The sequence below is a fragment of the Streptomyces sp. NPDC002643 genome, from assembly GCF_053592555.1.
On the sequence record NZ_JBSFVY010000028.1, the window covers coordinates 1 to 15462 of the forward strand.

Below are 15462 nucleotides of genomic sequence, written 5' to 3' on the forward strand. Positions count from 1 at the left end.
CCACCGACCAAGGGCCGCATGGGACCACCGCCAACCGAAGGCCGGGCGGGGTCTTCAGCGGCCGGGCTGCCGGTGAAGTCGCCACCGGCCAAGGGCCGCATGGGACCACCGCCAACCAAAGGCCAGGCAGGGTCTTCAGCGGCCGGGCTGCCGGTGAAGTCGCCACCGGCCAAGGGCCGGGTAGGAGCCCCGGCCGCCGGGCTGCCGGAGGAGCCGCCACCGACCAAGGGCCGCATGGGACCACCGCCAACCGAAGGCCGGGCGGGGTCTTCAGCGGCCGGGCTGCCGGTGAAGTCGCCACCGGCCAAGGGTCGAGTGGGACCACCGCCGGCCAAAGGCCGGATGAGGTCCCCGGCGGCCAGGCTGCCGGAGGAGCCGCCATCGGCCGAAGGCCGCGCGGGACCACCGCCAACCAAAGGCCGGGAAAAACCACCGCCGTCCAAGAGCCCGATGGGGCCCCCGGCGGCCGGGCTGCCGGAGGAGCCGCCATCGACCAAGGGCCGCGCGGGACCACCGTCGACCAAGGGCCGCGCGGGACCACCGTCGACCAAAGGCCGGGTGGTGTCGCCGTCGGCCAAAGGCCGGATCGGGGCGCCGGTGGGGTCGAAGCGGTAGCCGACGCCCCAGACCGTCTGGATCAGGTGGGGGTGGGCCGGGTCGTCCTCGACCTTGCCGCGCAGTCGGCGGACGTGGACGGTGACCGTGGACAGGTCGCCGAAGTCCCAGCCCCAGACCTCGCGCATCAGGTCCTCGCGGCTGTGCGCGCGGCCCGGGTTGCCGAGGAAGAAGGAGAGGAGGTCGAACTCCCGCAGGGTCAGGGCGAGTTCGGCGCCGTTCTTGGTGGCGCGACGGGCGGCCGGGTCGACGGCGAGGCCCGCCGAGCGCAAGGTGCCCAGGGGGCCGGCGCTCGCCGCGGGCCGGGCGCGGCGCAGTACGGAGTCGACGCGCAGGACCAGTTCGCGGGGGCTGAACGGCTTGGTGACGTAGTCGTCGGCGCCCACCTCCAGGCCCAGGACTCGGTCGTCCTCGTCGCCGCGCGCGGTGAGCATGATGACCGGCACCGGGCCGCGCGCCCGCATTCTGCGGCACACCTCCAGGCCGTCCATGCCGGGCAGCATCAGGTCCAGCACGATCAGGTCCGGCCGGTGCTCGGCGGCGCGGGCCAGCGCGGCCGGACCGTCACCGGCACGGTCGACGACGTATCCGGCGCGGTCGAGGTACCCGGCGACGACCTCGGCGACCGTGGGGTCGTCGTCGACCACGAGGACACGCGCCGCCGCCCTTGCACTTGCTTGCTGTTCCATGGCGCCCAGCCTCGCACCACGCCCGGCCCCCGCGCCGCCCCACCGTCCCGGCAGCCGCCCGACGTCAGCGTTCCGTAAGGAGGCGAGGCCCGATATGTGAACTTCGTCCTCGTAGGGTGAAGCCGTGACGACCTCTCCCCCACCACCACCGGACGCCGATGCCGCGCGTTCCCGCCCGGATGTCGATGCCCAGCGTCCCCGCCCGGACGTCGATGTCGTGCTCCCCTGCCTGGACGAGGCCGAGGCCCTGCCCTGGGTACTGGCCCGTATCCCGGCGGGCTGGCGTGCGCTGGTCGTGGACAACGGCTCCAGCGACGGCTCGGCGGACATCGCCCGACGGCTCGGCGCGACCGTGGTCCAGGAACCGCGCCGCGGCTTCGGTGCCGCGTGCCACGCCGGTCTGACCGCCGCCACGGCCGGCATCGTCTGCTTCTGCGACTGCGACGCGTCGCTGGACCCGTCGCTGCTCGTCCCCTTCGTCCAGGAGGTACGGCAGGGACAGGCCGACCTCGTCCTCGGCAGGCGCCGCCCGCGGGCGCGGGGCGCATGGCCCGCGCACGCCCGGGCCGGCAATCTCGCGCTCGCCTTGATGCTGCGCCGCCGTACCGGGCTGCGGCTGCACGATCTCGGCCCGCTGCGCGCCGCCCGCCGTGAGCCACTGCTCGCCCTCGGCCTCACCGACCGGCGCAGCGGCTACCCGTTGCAGATGGTCGTACGCGCCGCCGACGCGGGCTGGCGGGTGACCGAGCACGACGTGCCGTACCTGCCGCGCACCGGGGACTCGAAAGTGACGGGCACCTGGCGCGGCACCTGGCACGCGGTACGGGACATGAGCCGCGTCCTGCGTGAACCGCCCGCCCGGGAGGACGAGGACCCTCACAAGCAGACGCCTCGGGACCCGCACGAGGACACATGCGGGGACACGTACGACGGCACGGCGGAAGGGGTACGCCGATGACGCTGATGACCACCCTCCTCGTCATCGCCAAGGAGCCCAGGCCGGGGCGGGTGAAGACCCGGCTGACCCCGCCCTTCACTCCCGTCGAGGCGGCGGCGCTCGCCGAGGCGGCCCTCGCGGACACCCTGCGGGCGGTGGCCGCGACGCCCGCCCTGCGCCGTGTCCTCGTGCTGGACGGGCGGCCCGGCCCCTGGCTGCCGCCGGGCTTCGACGTCGTACCGCAGTGCGCGGGCGGGCTGGACGAGCGGCTGGCGGACGCCTTCGCGCGCTGCGAGGGCCCGGCCCTGCTCATCGGCATGGACACCCCGCAGATCACCCCGGAGTCGCTGACGGTGGACCTCACCGGGGGCGACGCGGTGTTCGGTCCGGCCGAGGACGGCGGCTTCTGGGCCCTCGGACTCGCCGAACCGGACCCCGAACTCCTGCGCGGGGTGCCCATGTCGACGCCCGTCACCGGGGCCGTCCAACGCGCCCGGCTGGTCGCCGCCGGGCTGCGGGTCCGCGACCTGCCCCGTCTGCGGGACGTCGACACCGCCGACGACGCCGAGACCGTCGCCGCGCTCGCGCCGCGCACCCGGTTCGCGGCGGAACTGGCCCGGCTGCGGGCGGTCAGCGGCCGATGAGGGAGACGGGGGTGGCCGACGGGAGAGGGGAACGGCCGATGGGTGGGCTCACGGCGATACACGGCCCCGCGAACGGCGTACGGCAGCAGGCCTCGCGGCCGACCTGGTCCGGCGACCCTTACGCCGACGCCCTGCGCGCCGGGCGCGGGCCTCTGTTTCTGCGGCGCGCGGACGGCTGGCTGCTGCCCCTGGAAGTGGAGCGGTGGTGTGCCCGCGCCGACACCGTGGACCTGGAGGTGCTGGGGCTGTGCGAGGGTGCCGTTCTCGACGTGGGGTGCGGGCCGGGGCGGCTGGTCGCCGAACTCGCCGCCCGGGGGCGACCCGTGCTCGGCATCGACGTCAGCCAGGCCGCCGTCGCCCACACCCTGCGGCTCGGCGGCCGAGCACTGAGGCGCTCGGTGTTCGAGTCGCTGCCCGGCGAGGGCCGCTGGGACACCGCCCTGCTCCTCGACGGCAACCTCGGCATCGGCGGCGACCCCCGCGCCCTCCTCGCCCGGCTGGCCGAACTGCTGCGCCCCGGCGGCCTGTTGATCGCCGAGACGGTCCCGGTGGACGTGGACGAACGCGTCGAGGTCCACCTCGTGAACGGCGTCGGGGCGGGAGGCGGAGCCGGGGCCACGGCCGGCGGTGGAGTCGGGAGCGGTGGCGGGCCCGGGGGCGCTTTCCCCTGGGCCCGGCTCGGCACCCCGGCGCTGCTGCGGCACGCCCGTCCTCTCGGGTGGCGTGCCGCAGGTCAGTGGACGGCGGGCGGGCGTTCCTTCGTCGCCCTGCGCAATCGCGCCCGCCGCCGGACCCGCAGCGCCAGCACCAGCGCCGAACCGCCGAACAGCAAGGCGGTGATCAGCAGCCAGCGGGCGGCGAAGCCGTCGGCCGACAGTCCGGTGGCGGACTCGTAACGGTCCGCCACCCGGCCGCTGATCAGCGGGAACCACACCAGCAGCAGCAAGCCGGACAGGGCGGCGGGTACGCGCACGTACACCGCCAGGTCCCGGTGCCCGGTCGCCCCCGCCGCCCGTACGAGCGAGCGGTCGGCCGTCGCGTACAGCGGCAGCAGTACGAGGTCGTGGACCACCGCCGCGCCCACGAACCACAGCGCGACCTGGAACCAGTCGTCGGCCAGCAGTCGCACCCCCGCGTATCCCGCGAGCGCGAACGAGCAGGCCAGGAGCAGCAGTTGGAAGGGGCTGCCGACGCGGAGGCGGAGCCTCTTCGTTCCAGGTCTCCGGGGCGCCCCAGGTCCTCGCGTCACTTCAGGTCTCCGAACGTCATCCGGGTCACCCACTTGGTGTTGAGGACACCGGGCGCGGCGGGCACGATGATCCGCGCCGGGTAGCCGTGGTCGGGGGACAGTGGCTCGCCGTTGACGTCCAGGGCGAGCAGGGAACGGGCGTCGCGCACCTGGTTGGCGCGCAGGGCCGCTCGGCGGAAGGCGCCGCGCCGTTGGAGGGACTCCACGAGGACGTCGGGCGCCGCGTCCGGCTCGTACCCGACGAGGGCGGCGAGGTCCCGCAGCCGTACGCCACGCCACCACTGGTCGGAGGTGGACCAGCCCTCCACACAGGCGATGGGCAACGCCGCGCTGCGCAGGGGGAGTTCGAGCAGTTCGGCGCGGCTCAGCCGGACGGTGCCCGTGGGCCCGGTGACGGTCAGCCGCCATGTCTCCTCGCTGGTCTCGGCCGGGCTGATCCCCCTGGACTCGGCGGTCTTGTTGATCTGGAAGCCGTTCGGCCCACTGCCGGGCTCGGCACCGCCGTGCGGGGCGAGGAGGGCCGTGCGCCGCAGCGGGCCGTCGAAGTTCTGGCCCACGGTCGTCCCGAGGAGCAGCAGCGAACCACCGCCGACCAGCCATACGGCTCCGCGCCGCGACACGGTCGGTTCGGCGGGATGCGGTGACACCAGGGAGGGTTCCTCCGAGGAGACCGGCGGCGCAGCCCCCTCCGGAGGCACCGGCCGCGAGGCGCCGTCCGACGCGTCCGGCGGCGCGGCCCCCTCCCCCGTGCTCCCCCGCCCCCGCATCCGGCGCAGATTGCGCACGGCCGTCGGCGCCCGCAGCGCCGTATGCACCACGAACGCGGCGAAGAACACCCACGCCCCGTAGAAGTGCAGCGGATAGAAGGAGCCGGGGAAGACGTAGTCGAGCTGGATGTTGAGCATGCCCGTCACGAACTCGAACAGCACGCCGCCGACCAGCAGAAGCAGCGAGACCCGCTCCAGGGCATGGGCGAGGGACCGGGCCGGCGGCAGTTGGAACAGCCTCGGCACCACCGACCACAGCTTGGCCAGCAGGACGGGGATGAGCACGATCCCGAGCGTGACGTGGACGCCCTGGTTCAGCCGGTACAGCCAGTGCGGGTCCGTCGGCCAGGCGAAGAGGTAGAACCCGAGGATGCCCTTGTCGGGGGTCTTGTCGTTCACCGGCGACAGGTCCGGGTTGTAGGCGGCGTACGACAGCAGTCCGGTGACGAACAGCACCGTGGTCCCGGCGAGCAGGACCACACCGAGGAGCGAGGTGAACCAGGGGCCGCGCAGCGGGCTGCGCCAGAAGCCGGGGGAGGCGGGGGAAGCGGACGAGGACGGTGAGGAGGGTGAGGAAGGTGAGGAGCGTGTGGAGGGAAACCGTGCCATGGCCCGACGTTAGGTCCGAAGCGGCCGGTCGGAGGCCGTGCGACTCATGACGAAAGGCTGACGTCCGCGCCTGTCGGGGGCCGCCGGGCCGCCGTCCGGCCTAGCGTCGTCGCACGTGAACCGCGATCCTCTCCTCGACCTTCCCCGCGCGCCCCGCCCCGGCCCTCCCCGTGAGCCCCATCGCGAACTGCGCCGCGATCTGTACGCCGTCGCCGCCGCCGCGCTGCTGGTGGTGACGGCGGCGCTGGTCGGCGGCGCCATCAAGCGTGCCGATGACGTCCTGCACGTCGGCCGGCCGCCGCTGTACGCCAACTGGCTGCCCCATACGGGCCCGGGCACCCCCGCCGCGATCGCCGTCGCCGTGGCCGTGGTGGCGTACGGCCCCTCCCTGACCGCCCGCCTCCCCTGGCACCGGCTGCTGCTCGTCTCCTGGGGCACTGCGGCGGCCTGGACCTTCTCCCTGGCCCTGGTCGACGGCTGGCACCGCGGCATCGCCCGCCGGCTGACGACCAGGTACGAGTACCTCCAGGTCATCGACCGCTTCGACGACATCCCGGCCACCCTGCGGACCTTCACCGACCACATCCTGCTCGGCTCCCCCGACCACTGGCCCCCGCATGTCGCCGGCCATCCCCCGGCGGCCCCCCTCACCTTCGTCCTCCTCGACCGGATCGGCCTGGGCGGCGGTGCGTGGGCGGGTGTCTTCGTCATCATCGTCGGGGCGACCACGGCGGCCGCCGTTCTCATCACCGTGCGGGCACTGGCGAGCGAGGAACTGGCCCGCCGCGCCGCCCCTTTCCTCGTCCTGGCCCCGGCGGCGGTCTGGGCGGGCACGTCGGCGGACGGCTACTTCGCGGCGGTCACCGCCTGGGCCATGGCCTTCCTCGCCCTCGCGGTGACGGGCCACCGCCCGAGAGCGGCCGCGCTCGCCGCCGGTCTCCTCCTCGGTCTCGCCCTCTATCTGTCGTACGGCTTCATGCTCTTCGCCATGCCGGCCGCCGCCGTCCTGCTGCTCGGCTCGCGGCGGTTGCCGGTCCTCCCGTACGCGATCGCCGGGCTCCTGGTGGTCCCGGTGGTGTTCACGGCTCTGGGCTTCGACTGGTGGGAGGCGTACCGCCTGCTCGTGGAGCGCTACCACCAGGGCGCCGGCGGCTTCCGTCCGTACGGCTACTGGGTGTGGGCCAATCTCGCCTGCGCGGTCCTGGTGGTGGGTCCGGCCACGGTCGCCGGGCTGCGGAGGACGGGCGCCCTGCTCGCCCGGTGGCACGAGACGCCCACCGCCGGGCGCCGGCTGGGGCTGCTGCTGTGCGCGGCCCTGCTGATGGTGGTGGCCGCCGACCTGTCCGGGATGAGCAAGGCGGAGACGGAACGCATCTGGCTGCCGTTCGCGGTATGGCTCCTCGCGGCCGGCGCGTACCTCGACCGCTCCCGCGCCTGGCTGACCTCGCAGGCCGCCCTGGCCCTGCTCCTCAACCATCTGCTGCTGACGGGCTGGTGAGCGGGCGTTTCGGTTCCTGCCGTCCTCGTCTCAGAAGGGTTCGGTCGGTCGCGTCAGAACGGCTTGGTCGGCCAGTCCAGCAGGCGGGCGCCGATCACCGCGGTCTGGAGGGTGTAGCGGTGGACCGGGTCGGACGGGTCGGCGCCGGTGAGCTTGTGGATGCGTTCCAGGCGGTAGGTGAACGCGCGGACGCTCAGGGAGAGCCGTCGGGCCGCTTCGGCGGAGACGCAGCCGGAGTCGAAGTAGGCGGTGAGGGTGTCGAGGAGCGGCTGGGCTCCGCCACGGGCGCCGCGCAGCGGGCCGAGGGCGCTGACGACCAGGTCGGCCATGGCCTGTCGGTCGCGGGTGAGGACGGGGTAGACGAGGAGGTCGGCGGCGCGCAGCACGGGATCGTCGAGTTCCAGGCGTTCGGCCAGGTCGAGGGTGTTCAGGGCCTCCTCGTAGGAGTGGACCACGCCCGCCGCGCCGGGCTGGGGGCGGCCGATCGCCACCTGGCCGCCGCCGGTCGCGGCGAACGCCTGCTTCGCGAAGTGGGCGAGCACGTCCTCCTGGTCGCCGGGGGCGATGCACACGAGCCTGCCGTCCTTGGTGGTGAGCAGGATGCTGCGATCGCCGAACCGCCCTATCAGCGCGCGTTCCACCTCCCGCAGCACCGGGTCGCCCTCGTCGTACACGGCCGTGCCGCGTGCCACGGCGACCGCGTGCTCGTAGGACAGCCGCAGCCCGTAGCGCTCCGCGCGCTGGGCGAGCCGGCCGAGATCGCTGCGGCCGTACAGCAGATCGTCGATGAACTCCCGCCGGGCGGCCTCCTCCTGGCGTACGGCGAGTCGCTGCGCCCGTTCGTAGCCCTCGGCGAACGCGTCGAGGGCCTGGGCCGCGGAGGCGAGGACGCTGTCCACGGTGGCGCGCTGGTCCGTCGGCCAGTTCGCGCGGGTGGCGGCCAGGTGGGCGGCGACCAGGGCGCGCAGCCCCAGACCGGCCTCCGCGGCCCGTTCACCGAGGCCGCGGCGGGAGTCGAGTTCCTCCCGGGTCAGTCGGCGACCGGTGGCGGCGGTGTCCTCAAGGACGGTGGCGTACCCCTCCAGGTATTCCGCGAACTCCTCCGGAACGTGCCGCCCCGCCATCCACGTCCCCCTGATCTTGATACGCCGTTGACGCCCTTTCTAGCGCACGTTCCGCCGTGCCGGCCCACGCGGGACGTCGTCACCGCCGCTCTCCCTGCCGGAACCCGGCAGGGTGCGGAGCCCGGAGTTGCGCATCAAGGGCATGTCAACACCACGTCAAGAAAGCATAGGATTCGGGTGGTGTGCCGGGAAGTCTGGTCGGCGGTCCGGGGCGAACTCCCTCTTCGGCCGCGCGGAAAGGACCGGACCGTATGACCGTCTTCCCTCAGGCCGCTCGTGGTGTCACCGTGTCCGGGCACATGATCGTGTGTGGTGACGACGCGCTCGCCGAGCGGCTGGCCGCCGAGTTGACCACGGTGTACCGGGAGCGGGTCACCCTCGTCGTACCGGCCTCGCGACGCGTAGCCCCCACGGGCGGCGGGCGGGGGCGTGCGTCGTCGCTGCTCGGCCGGGTGCAGACCGCGATGACCCGGGCGGACGGCGGCCCCGGCGCTCCGCGTGTCCTCGAAGCCGCCGAGCCGGACGAGGGTGTGCTGGAGGAGGCCGGTGTGCGGGGGGCCGCCGCGCTGGCCCTGGTGTATGACGACGACGAGGCCAATATCCGTGCCGCGTTGGCCGCCCGCCGTCTCAACTCCCGGCTGCGTCTGGTCATCCGGCTCTACAACCGCAAGCTCGGCCAGCATCTGGAGGAACTCCTCGACCAGGCCGCCGCCCTCGCCGTGCCCGGTCTGGACCCGGCGGAGCTGGACACCTCCACCACCGTTCTGTCGGACGCGGACACCGCGGCCCCGGCACTCGCGGCCACCGCCGTCGCGGGCACGAGCAAGGTCATCCAGGCCGACGGGCTGTTGCTGCGCGCGGTGGAACGCACCCCTCCGGGGCGGGGCGAGGCCGCCGACCCGGGTCTGTGCACGCTCGCCCTGCTGTCCTCGACCACCAACGACCCGGCGGGCACGGAGGGTTCGGACGCCAGCGGCCGGGAGGGGCCGACGCTGTTGCCCGACGACCGGACGGTGGCCGCCGCCACGGGCCACGGCACGGTCGTCCTGGAGGCCGTCACCCACACCGGCACCGCTCCCCCACCGGGCCGTCTGACCGGACGGGGACTGCCGCTCGGCACGCTGTTCCCGGCCCGGCTGCGCTGGTCGCTGGCCGGACTCGCGATCTGCGCGCTCGGCCTCGCCGTCGCCACCTGGGCGACCACCGGCGAGCAGCCGCTGCACGCCGCCTATCTCACCCTGCTCGACCTGTTCGCCATCAACGACCCCGCTCTCGACGAGTCCACGGCCCGCCAGATCCTCCAGCTCCTCGCGGGTCTGGCCGGTCTGCTCTTCCTGCCCGTGCTGCTCGCCGCCGCCCTGGAGGCGTTCGGCACCTTCCGCACCGCCTCCGCGCTGCGCCGACCGCCCCGCGCCCTGTCCGGCCATGTCGTCCTGCTCGGCCTCGGCAAGATCGGCACCCGTGTCCTGTCCCGGCTGCACGAACTCGGCATCCCCGTGGTGTGCGTCGAGGAGGACCCCGAGGCGCGCGGTATCCCGCTCGCCCGCAGGCTACGGGTGCCCACCGTCCTCGGCGACGTCACCCAGGAGGGCGTCCTGGAAGCGGCACGCGTCCACCGCGCCCACGCCCTGCTCGCCCTGACCAGCGTCGACACCACCAACCTCGAAGCCGCCCTGTACGCCCGCTCCGTGAAGCCCGACCTGCGGGTCGTGCTGCGCCTGTACGACGACGACTTCGCCACCGCCGTCCACCGCACCCTGCGCGCCGCCCACCCCGACGCCCTCACCCGCAGCCGCAGCGTCTCCACCCTCGCCGCGCCCGCGTTCGCCGGCGCCATGATGGGCCGGCAGATCCTGGGAGCCATCCCCGTCGAACGCCGCGTGCTCCTCTTCGCCGCGCTGATCGTCGCCGGGCACCCGCAACTGGAGGGGCGCACCATCGCCGAGTCCTTCCGCCCCGGTGCCTGGCGCGTCCTCGCCCTGGACACCGCCGCCCCCGACGACCGCGTGCCCGACCTCGCCGCCACCCCGGCCCACGACGATCCCGGCCGGCCCGCCGGACTCGTCTGGGACCTCCACCCCGGCTACGTCCTGCGCCCACAGGACCGCGTGGTCCTCGCCGCGACCCGCCAGGGCCTCGCCGAACTCCTCGGCCGACAGCCACAGCTCCGGACACGCGGACCCGGTGCCTAGCCGTCGGCCGGGCGAGTGTCGGAGCGCCCGTCGTCGCGGAACTCCGGGAGCGGCCGGACCGTGGGGTTGGTCTGCGGGCGGCTCGGGCCGACGGCCCGGTTGATCGCCGTCTCGACCGCCGCGATCCGGTCGGCGAGCAGCCCGAGGGCGGCGACCGCGCGGGAGAGCCGGTCGTCGTCCGCGCCGCCGCCGAGGGCGTGGGCGCGCACGTACGCGGCCTTCGACTCGGCCCGGCGAACGGCCTGTTCGGGGGTGAGGGTGCCGCGCAGCTCGGCCAGCTTCAGCAGATTGGCCTCGGTGCCGGCGGTGAGGGTCTGGGCCTCGGCCGTGTAGTGGTCGTCGATCAGGGCGGCCACCTCGGCGTCGTTCATGACCGGTTGGACACGCTGGGCGATCCTGTTCATGGTGCGGTACGAGCCCTGGAGCAGGAAGGGCGGCTCCGTGCGGGCCGTGTCCGACCGGGCCGCCGAGGCGATGTACGCGGCGTTCACCGCGAGGACCGTGTCGCGGACCGTCAGCAGATGGCGCAGGACGGCCAGAATCCGCTCCAGCTCGGCCGCCGCGTACGGGTGGGTGAGGCGGTCGGCGCGGGCCGTGGGGTCGCCCTCGGCCAGCCGGATCAGCCGGTCGAGGTCGGCGCGGTCGCGGCCGACGAGTGGGGCGAGGACCGGGTTGGCGGTGAGGGCGTTCTCGATGAAGCTGAGCGCGAAGGCGTCCTCCTTGCCGGTCAGGACGTCACCGAGGTTCCATACGTCGGCCCGGTTGGCGAGCATGTCGGGGATGTGGAAGCGACCGCCGGACCCGGTGTAGGGGTTGCCCGCCATACAGACGGCGAAGCGCTTGCCGCGCAGATCGTAGGTGCGTGGCCGGCCGTCCCGTACGCCCTCGATGCGGCGGGTGGCGTCGCAGAGGGGGATGAACTTCTGGAGGAGTTCGGGGGACGTGTGCTGGATGTCGTCCAGATACAGAAGGGTGTTGTTGCCCGCCTCCAGCGCGAAGTTGATCTTCTCGATCTCCCGGCGGGCGGTGGCGTTGGGGGCCTCGGCCGGGTCGAGGGAGGTCACCGCGCGGCCCAGTGCGGGGCCGTTCACCTTGACGAGGATCATCCCGAGCCGGTCGGCGACGTACTCCATGAGCGTCGTCTTGCCGTAGCCGGGCGGGGAGATGAGCAGCAGCAGACCGCCGGTGTCCGTGCGTTCGGTCCCGCCCGTGGTGCCGAGTTGCCGTGCGAGGCTGTCGCCGATCAGGGGGAGGTAGACCTCGTCGACGAGCCGGCCCCGGACGAACGACGACATCACGCGCGGCCGGTACTCGTCCAGGCGCAGACGGCTGCGCTCGGCGGCCACCAGTGCCGTACGGCGGCGCTGGTACGCGCGGTGGGCGGGGACCTCATGGGTGCGGAACTCCCGTGTGCGGGCGAGGAGTTCGTCGACGCGGAGGGTGAGGGTGCGGGCGGTGATACGTGGGTGGGTGCCGAGCAGGCCCTCGACGGTGGCGGTCAGCGGCGCGTCGGACTCGTAGCGGGCCAGGTCCGGGCAGAGTTCGGCGGCGACCGCCTCGGCCAGATCACCGGGGGTGATGTCCGTGCCGGTCGCGGTGGTGTACGACGTCAGCCATGCCTCGACGAGTTGCCTGCGGGCGGTGAGGGTGTCGAGTGCGGCGAGGTCGTCGTCGTAGGCCGACGTGCCCACCGTACGGCGGAATTTGTCGAGGAGGGTGCGGGTTCCGGCGCTGATGACGAAGCCGTCGGGGCCGTCGGTCAGCTCGTCGAAGAGGTAGGCGGCGGCAGACGCTGGTGCGGTGGGCGGGGCGGTGCCGAGTGCCGCGACGCCGCTGGGCGTTGATTCGGCGAGCGGTGGTGTGCTGTGCGCCTGCGCGCCGATCGCCTGCGCCAGCTCCGCGCGTAGGTCGTCGATCGCGGTGGTGGGGCCGAAGGTGTCGCGGGCGCGTGCCAGGGACCGCGCGCGCCGGGTCCAGGAGGCGCGTTCCTCGGCCGTGGTGCCGTGGGCCCAGAACAGCAGGGCGGCGGCGCGGGCGGCGGGCTCGTGGCGGAGCGGGCCGGCGGCCTCGTACAGGCGCAGCAGCGCGGTGAGGATCAGGGTCGCGTCCTGGTCGTGGACACCGCGTTCGTAGCCCTCGTCGTACGCCGTCTGCGCCGCCCGCCGGACCAGGGCGGGCAGGTCGTCGGCCTCCGCGAGGGCCGTCGGGCCGTGTTCGTCGAGCAGGCGGGCGGCGAGGTGTTCGGCGCGGTAGACCTCGGGGGACTCCGACGGCAGCGGGCGGTCCCAGTAGGGGCGGGTCGCGGCGAAGTCGGGGTCGGTGACCGGGGAGCGGTGGTCGGTGCCGGTGATCGCGAAGGCCAGGCCATCGCCGTGCGGGACGAGGGTGAGGTCCAGGGGCTGGGTGTTGACGGCGAAACGGTGGGTGCCCAGGCGGAGGCTGCGGCCGTCGTCGGCGTAGAGGTCGGTACGGTCGCGCAGGGCCCGCAGCGCCTCCTGGCGGGCGGACGTCAGGCCGCCGTCCAGTTCCTCCGCCCTGACCCGGTCACCGAGTTGGCGCAGTTCACCGGTGATACGGCGGACCTTGGCGGGCAGCGGGTCGGAGGTGAAGTACGTGGCGACGGCGTCCGCGTCCGTGAACGTGGAGGTACGGCGGGTGATCGTCCCGAGGACGCGGTCGGCCGAGTCGGCGAGGCGCTCGGCCCGGCGGGCGCGGGCGTCGGCGAGGTTCTGTTTGCGGGCGGAGAACACCTCGTGGATCTCGTCGCGCTTGTCCGACAGTTCCCCGAGGAGGTCGTCGTGCTCGGCCGACTCCGAGAATCGCGCCTCCAGGTCCTCCACCCGTACGAGTGCGCGGGCGAGGTGGTCGTCGCACGCCTCGGGGCTGTCGGCGGAGGCGAGCGCTCCGGTGACCATCTGGCCGAGCAGGGCGAACTCGGCGGCGAACTCGGCACGCCCCTCGCGCTCCCCCAGTTCGCGGCTGCGGCCGTCGAGGGTGGCGCGGGCGGCGTTGACGCCGCCGACGACCTCGGCGATCCGCTCCAGCACCCGGGTGCGGAGGGTGGCGTCACCGATGTCCAGTCCGGCGACGACCTCGGTCACCGTGCGCAGTTGCTCGGCGAGGTCGTCGAGGCGGGCGGCGAGCGGCGCGGCCTCGGCGACGGTGGTGAGCGTCTGGGCGTCCGCGGCGAGGCGCTCCATGTCGGCCCGGTGGCCGGCGAAGGCGTCCTCGCGGGCGAGGTGGGTGACCGCCCGCTGCCCGAAGCCGGCGAGGTCGGCCCCGGCCTCGGCGGCGAGTGCGTCGATGCGCGCGATGTCGGCGTACCGCAGGTCCTTGAGGGTGAGCAAGTGGCCCTGGGCACGGCGGAGTTCGGTGAGGCCGGTCAGCCAGGCGAGGGCGGTGCGGGGTGCCTCGCCGCGCAGCCGTCGTACGACCGCGGCGATCCGCGCGGCGGCTTCGGCGAGCGCTTCGGCGGCCTGCCGGGTGAGGGTCCGGACGGTCTCGAACTCGGCCAGCACCTGCTCGGCGGTGGCCCTCACCTGGGTGAGCGGCTCGTGCAGATCGCCGAGTTCGGGATCGCGCAGCCAGTGGTGGGAGTCGGCCGCGCGGACGCAGGCGGCGGCGAGCGCCTGGTAGACCTCGCCGGTCGGGGTGGTCTCGGCGACGGCGCCCGCGATGGACAGGCAGTCGGAGATGCCCCGGACGAGATCGGCGTTCCCGACCCGCGCCAGCGGACCGGTGCCGACGGGCCGGGCGGCGGCGTGGGTGTCGGAGACGTACGGGGAGGTCCACAGCTGGAGCGGGTGGACGCGCCGGGGTTCGGTGCCGTCGGCCCGCAGGACGGCGAGGGTGCCGTCGTCGAAGAGGGCCCAGCCCCGGCAGGACAGCGGGGCCTCGATCTCCTTGCGGATCACGTTGTAGGGCAGCAGCAGGCCGCGGCCCTCCACGCGCGCGTGGAACGCGAAGAGCACGTCCTCGCCGTTGGGCGAGCGGACCACGCGCTCGAACTCCAGGGCTGCCATGTCCGAGGAGGCGGCGACGCCGTCGAAGGTCTTGTGCGCTCCGGTGGCCAGGCAGTAGCCGCCGGGGAAGACGATGCCGTGGTCCTCGGGCAGGCGGCGGCACGCCCGCCCGATGCCGTCGAGGCGTACGACGGTCCTGGTGAGCGTGTTGAAGACGAGGTAGCGGTGGACGTCCTCCTTGTAGGGGAGGACTCGCAGCAGGATGAGCGCTCCCACGCGCGCGTACGCGAGGTCGGCGTCGGCGAGGGACTGCAACGGCTCGGCGACCGGTTCGGCGTGAATCCCCTCGCCCGTCTCGGTGTCGTCCTCGACCTTGATCGTCAGCGTCCCGCCGACCGTCGCGACGAACACCTCGCCCTCGATGGAGATATGCGGGTGCCGGCCCAGGACATGGTCCTCGCGGGTCGTCTCCGTCCAGTCGAAGTCGTGCGCGGGCGGGTATACGTCGTGGTGATCGCCGCGCTCGCCGCGCGCGTCCAGGAAGGTCGCCCTGCCGTCGTCGGTCAGCGCCCAGCCGAGGACGCGGATGTCACCGGCCTTTTCGCCGGTCCGGAAGACGGCCAGCAACTTGCTCTCGGTGCGGCGGAGTTGAAGGAGGCGGGCGTGGCGGTAGTAGCGGTGGAGGGACGCGAACTCCCGGAGGAAGACCGGGTCGTCGAGCAGTCCGGGCACCGCGTCCTCGGGGAGCGGGTTCAGGTCACGGTCGTGGAGGGTGAGGACGTCACCGACGGTCGTCTCCGTCTCCGTGCCGGTGCCCGTGCCGGGGGTGGCGTGGTGGCCGAGGAGCAGGGCGTCTCCGACGGTGACGATGTCGCGGGGCACGCAGGCCGGTTCGGTGCGCAGCCGCGCGGTGCGCGTCAGCTCCAGCCGGGTGGAGCCGAACTCCTCGGCGCGGCGGGCGTTGAGCGCTTCCGCGCGCCGGGCGAGTTCGGCGGCCCGCGCGGCCAGGCGGTCACGCAGCACGTCGTACGCGCCGGTGTCCGGGCCCGTGTCCAGGCCGGTGTCCGGACCCGTGTCGAGGCCGGTGGTCAGGCCGGTGTCCAGGCCCGTGGTCATGGTGCCCCTTTCGGGAAGTCGGGGAAGACGTGGTCCAAAGCCGCCGTCCCCTCGCGCGGC

The 15462-nt window shown here is 74.0% G+C and carries 8 protein-coding genes and 1 pseudogene; 5 read left to right on the forward strand and 4 right to left on the reverse strand.

Translation table 11 applies throughout. The features are described 5' to 3' along the window. Positions 1–593: 593 nt before the first annotated feature. Positions 594–1304: pseudogene (locus ACWD4G_RS33630) on the reverse strand (response regulator transcription factor); the annotation flags it as partial. A 217-nt stretch (positions 1305–1521) separates the two neighbouring features. On the opposite strand from ACWD4G_RS33630, the gene ACWD4G_RS33635 reads away from it, so the two are divergent. From ACWD4G_RS33635 to ACWD4G_RS33645, 3 genes are read left to right on the forward strand one after another with little or no spacing between them, the layout of a single operon-like run. Further along, positions 1522–2262 carry a glycosyltransferase family 2 protein gene (locus ACWD4G_RS33635; RefSeq protein ID WP_451300401.1) on the forward strand — a complete coding sequence of 247 codons (741 nt, stop codon included), beginning with the start codon at positions 1522–1524 and terminating at the stop codon, positions 2260–2262. 5 nt (positions 2263–2267) lie between these two features. Beyond that, positions 2268–2885 (forward strand): TIGR04282 family arsenosugar biosynthesis glycosyltransferase, encoded by a 618-nt coding sequence (locus ACWD4G_RS33640; RefSeq protein ID WP_451300403.1) that lies wholly within the window; start codon positions 2268–2270, stop codon positions 2883–2885. Positions 2886–2923: 38 nt separating this feature from the next. Beyond that, on the forward strand, positions 2924–3781 hold the full coding sequence (locus ACWD4G_RS33645) for a class I SAM-dependent methyltransferase (protein ID WP_451300238.1): 858 nt from the start codon (positions 2924–2926) through the stop codon (positions 3779–3781). Between the two features lie 349 nt (positions 3782–4130). On the opposite strand, the gene ACWD4G_RS33650 is transcribed toward ACWD4G_RS33645, so the two are convergent. Beyond that, positions 4131–5510 (reverse strand): molybdopterin-dependent oxidoreductase, encoded by a 1380-nt coding sequence (locus ACWD4G_RS33650; RefSeq protein WP_451300240.1) that lies wholly within the window; start codon positions 5508–5510, stop codon positions 4131–4133. A 115-nt stretch (positions 5511–5625) separates the two neighbouring features. Here ACWD4G_RS33650 and ACWD4G_RS33655 point away from each other — a divergent pair, with 115 nt between their 5' ends. Then, the gene (locus ACWD4G_RS33655) at positions 5626–7008 is read left to right on the forward strand and encodes a hypothetical protein (RefSeq protein ID WP_451300242.1); all 1383 of its coding nucleotides are present in this window, start codon (positions 5626–5628) and stop codon (positions 7006–7008) included. A 53-nt stretch (positions 7009–7061) separates the two neighbouring features. Here ACWD4G_RS33655 and ACWD4G_RS33660 read toward each other — a convergent pair whose 3' ends face one another. Then, complete coding sequence (locus ACWD4G_RS33660) at positions 7062–8132, reverse strand: PucR family transcriptional regulator (protein ID WP_451300244.1); 1071 nt, start codon at positions 8130–8132, stop codon at positions 7062–7064. Between the two features lie 251 nt (positions 8133–8383). Between ACWD4G_RS33660 and ACWD4G_RS33665 the strand changes: the two genes are divergently transcribed. Next, on the forward strand, positions 8384–10324 hold the full coding sequence (locus ACWD4G_RS33665) for an NAD-binding protein (protein WP_451300245.1): 1941 nt from the start codon (positions 8384–8386) through the stop codon (positions 10322–10324). Here ACWD4G_RS33665 and ACWD4G_RS33670 read toward each other — a convergent pair. Beyond that, positions 10321–15402 carry a DNA repair ATPase gene (locus ACWD4G_RS33670; protein ID WP_451300247.1) on the reverse strand — a complete coding sequence of 1694 codons (5082 nt, stop codon included), beginning with the start codon at positions 15400–15402 and terminating at the stop codon, positions 10321–10323. The genes ACWD4G_RS33665 and ACWD4G_RS33670 overlap by 4 nt on opposite strands. Positions 15403–15462: the final 60 nt, after the last annotated feature.

What these genes read in the sequence shown, in the direction of transcription:
- ACWD4G_RS33640 (WP_451300403.1), top strand. Translation starts at nt 2,268, where the DNA reads ATGACCACCCTCCTCGTCATCGCCAAGGAGCCCAGGCCGGGGCGGGTG.
- ACWD4G_RS33665 (WP_451300245.1), top strand. Translation starts at nt 8,384, where the DNA reads ATGACCGTCTTCCCTCAGGCCGCTCGTGGTGTCACCGTGTCCGGGCAC.
- ACWD4G_RS33650 (WP_451300240.1), bottom strand. Translation starts at nt 5,510, where the DNA reads ATGGCACGGTTTCCCTCCACACGCTCCTCACCTTCCTCACCCTCCTCA.
- ACWD4G_RS33670 (WP_451300247.1), bottom strand. Translation starts at nt 15,402, where the DNA reads ATGACCACGGGCCTGGACACCGGCCTGACCACCGGCCTCGACACGGGT.
- ACWD4G_RS33645 (WP_451300238.1), top strand. Translation starts at nt 2,924, where the DNA reads ATGGGTGGGCTCACGGCGATACACGGCCCCGCGAACGGCGTACGGCAG.
- ACWD4G_RS33660 (WP_451300244.1), bottom strand. Translation starts at nt 8,132, where the DNA reads ATGGCGGGGCGGCACGTTCCGGAGGAGTTCGCGGAATACCTGGAGGGG.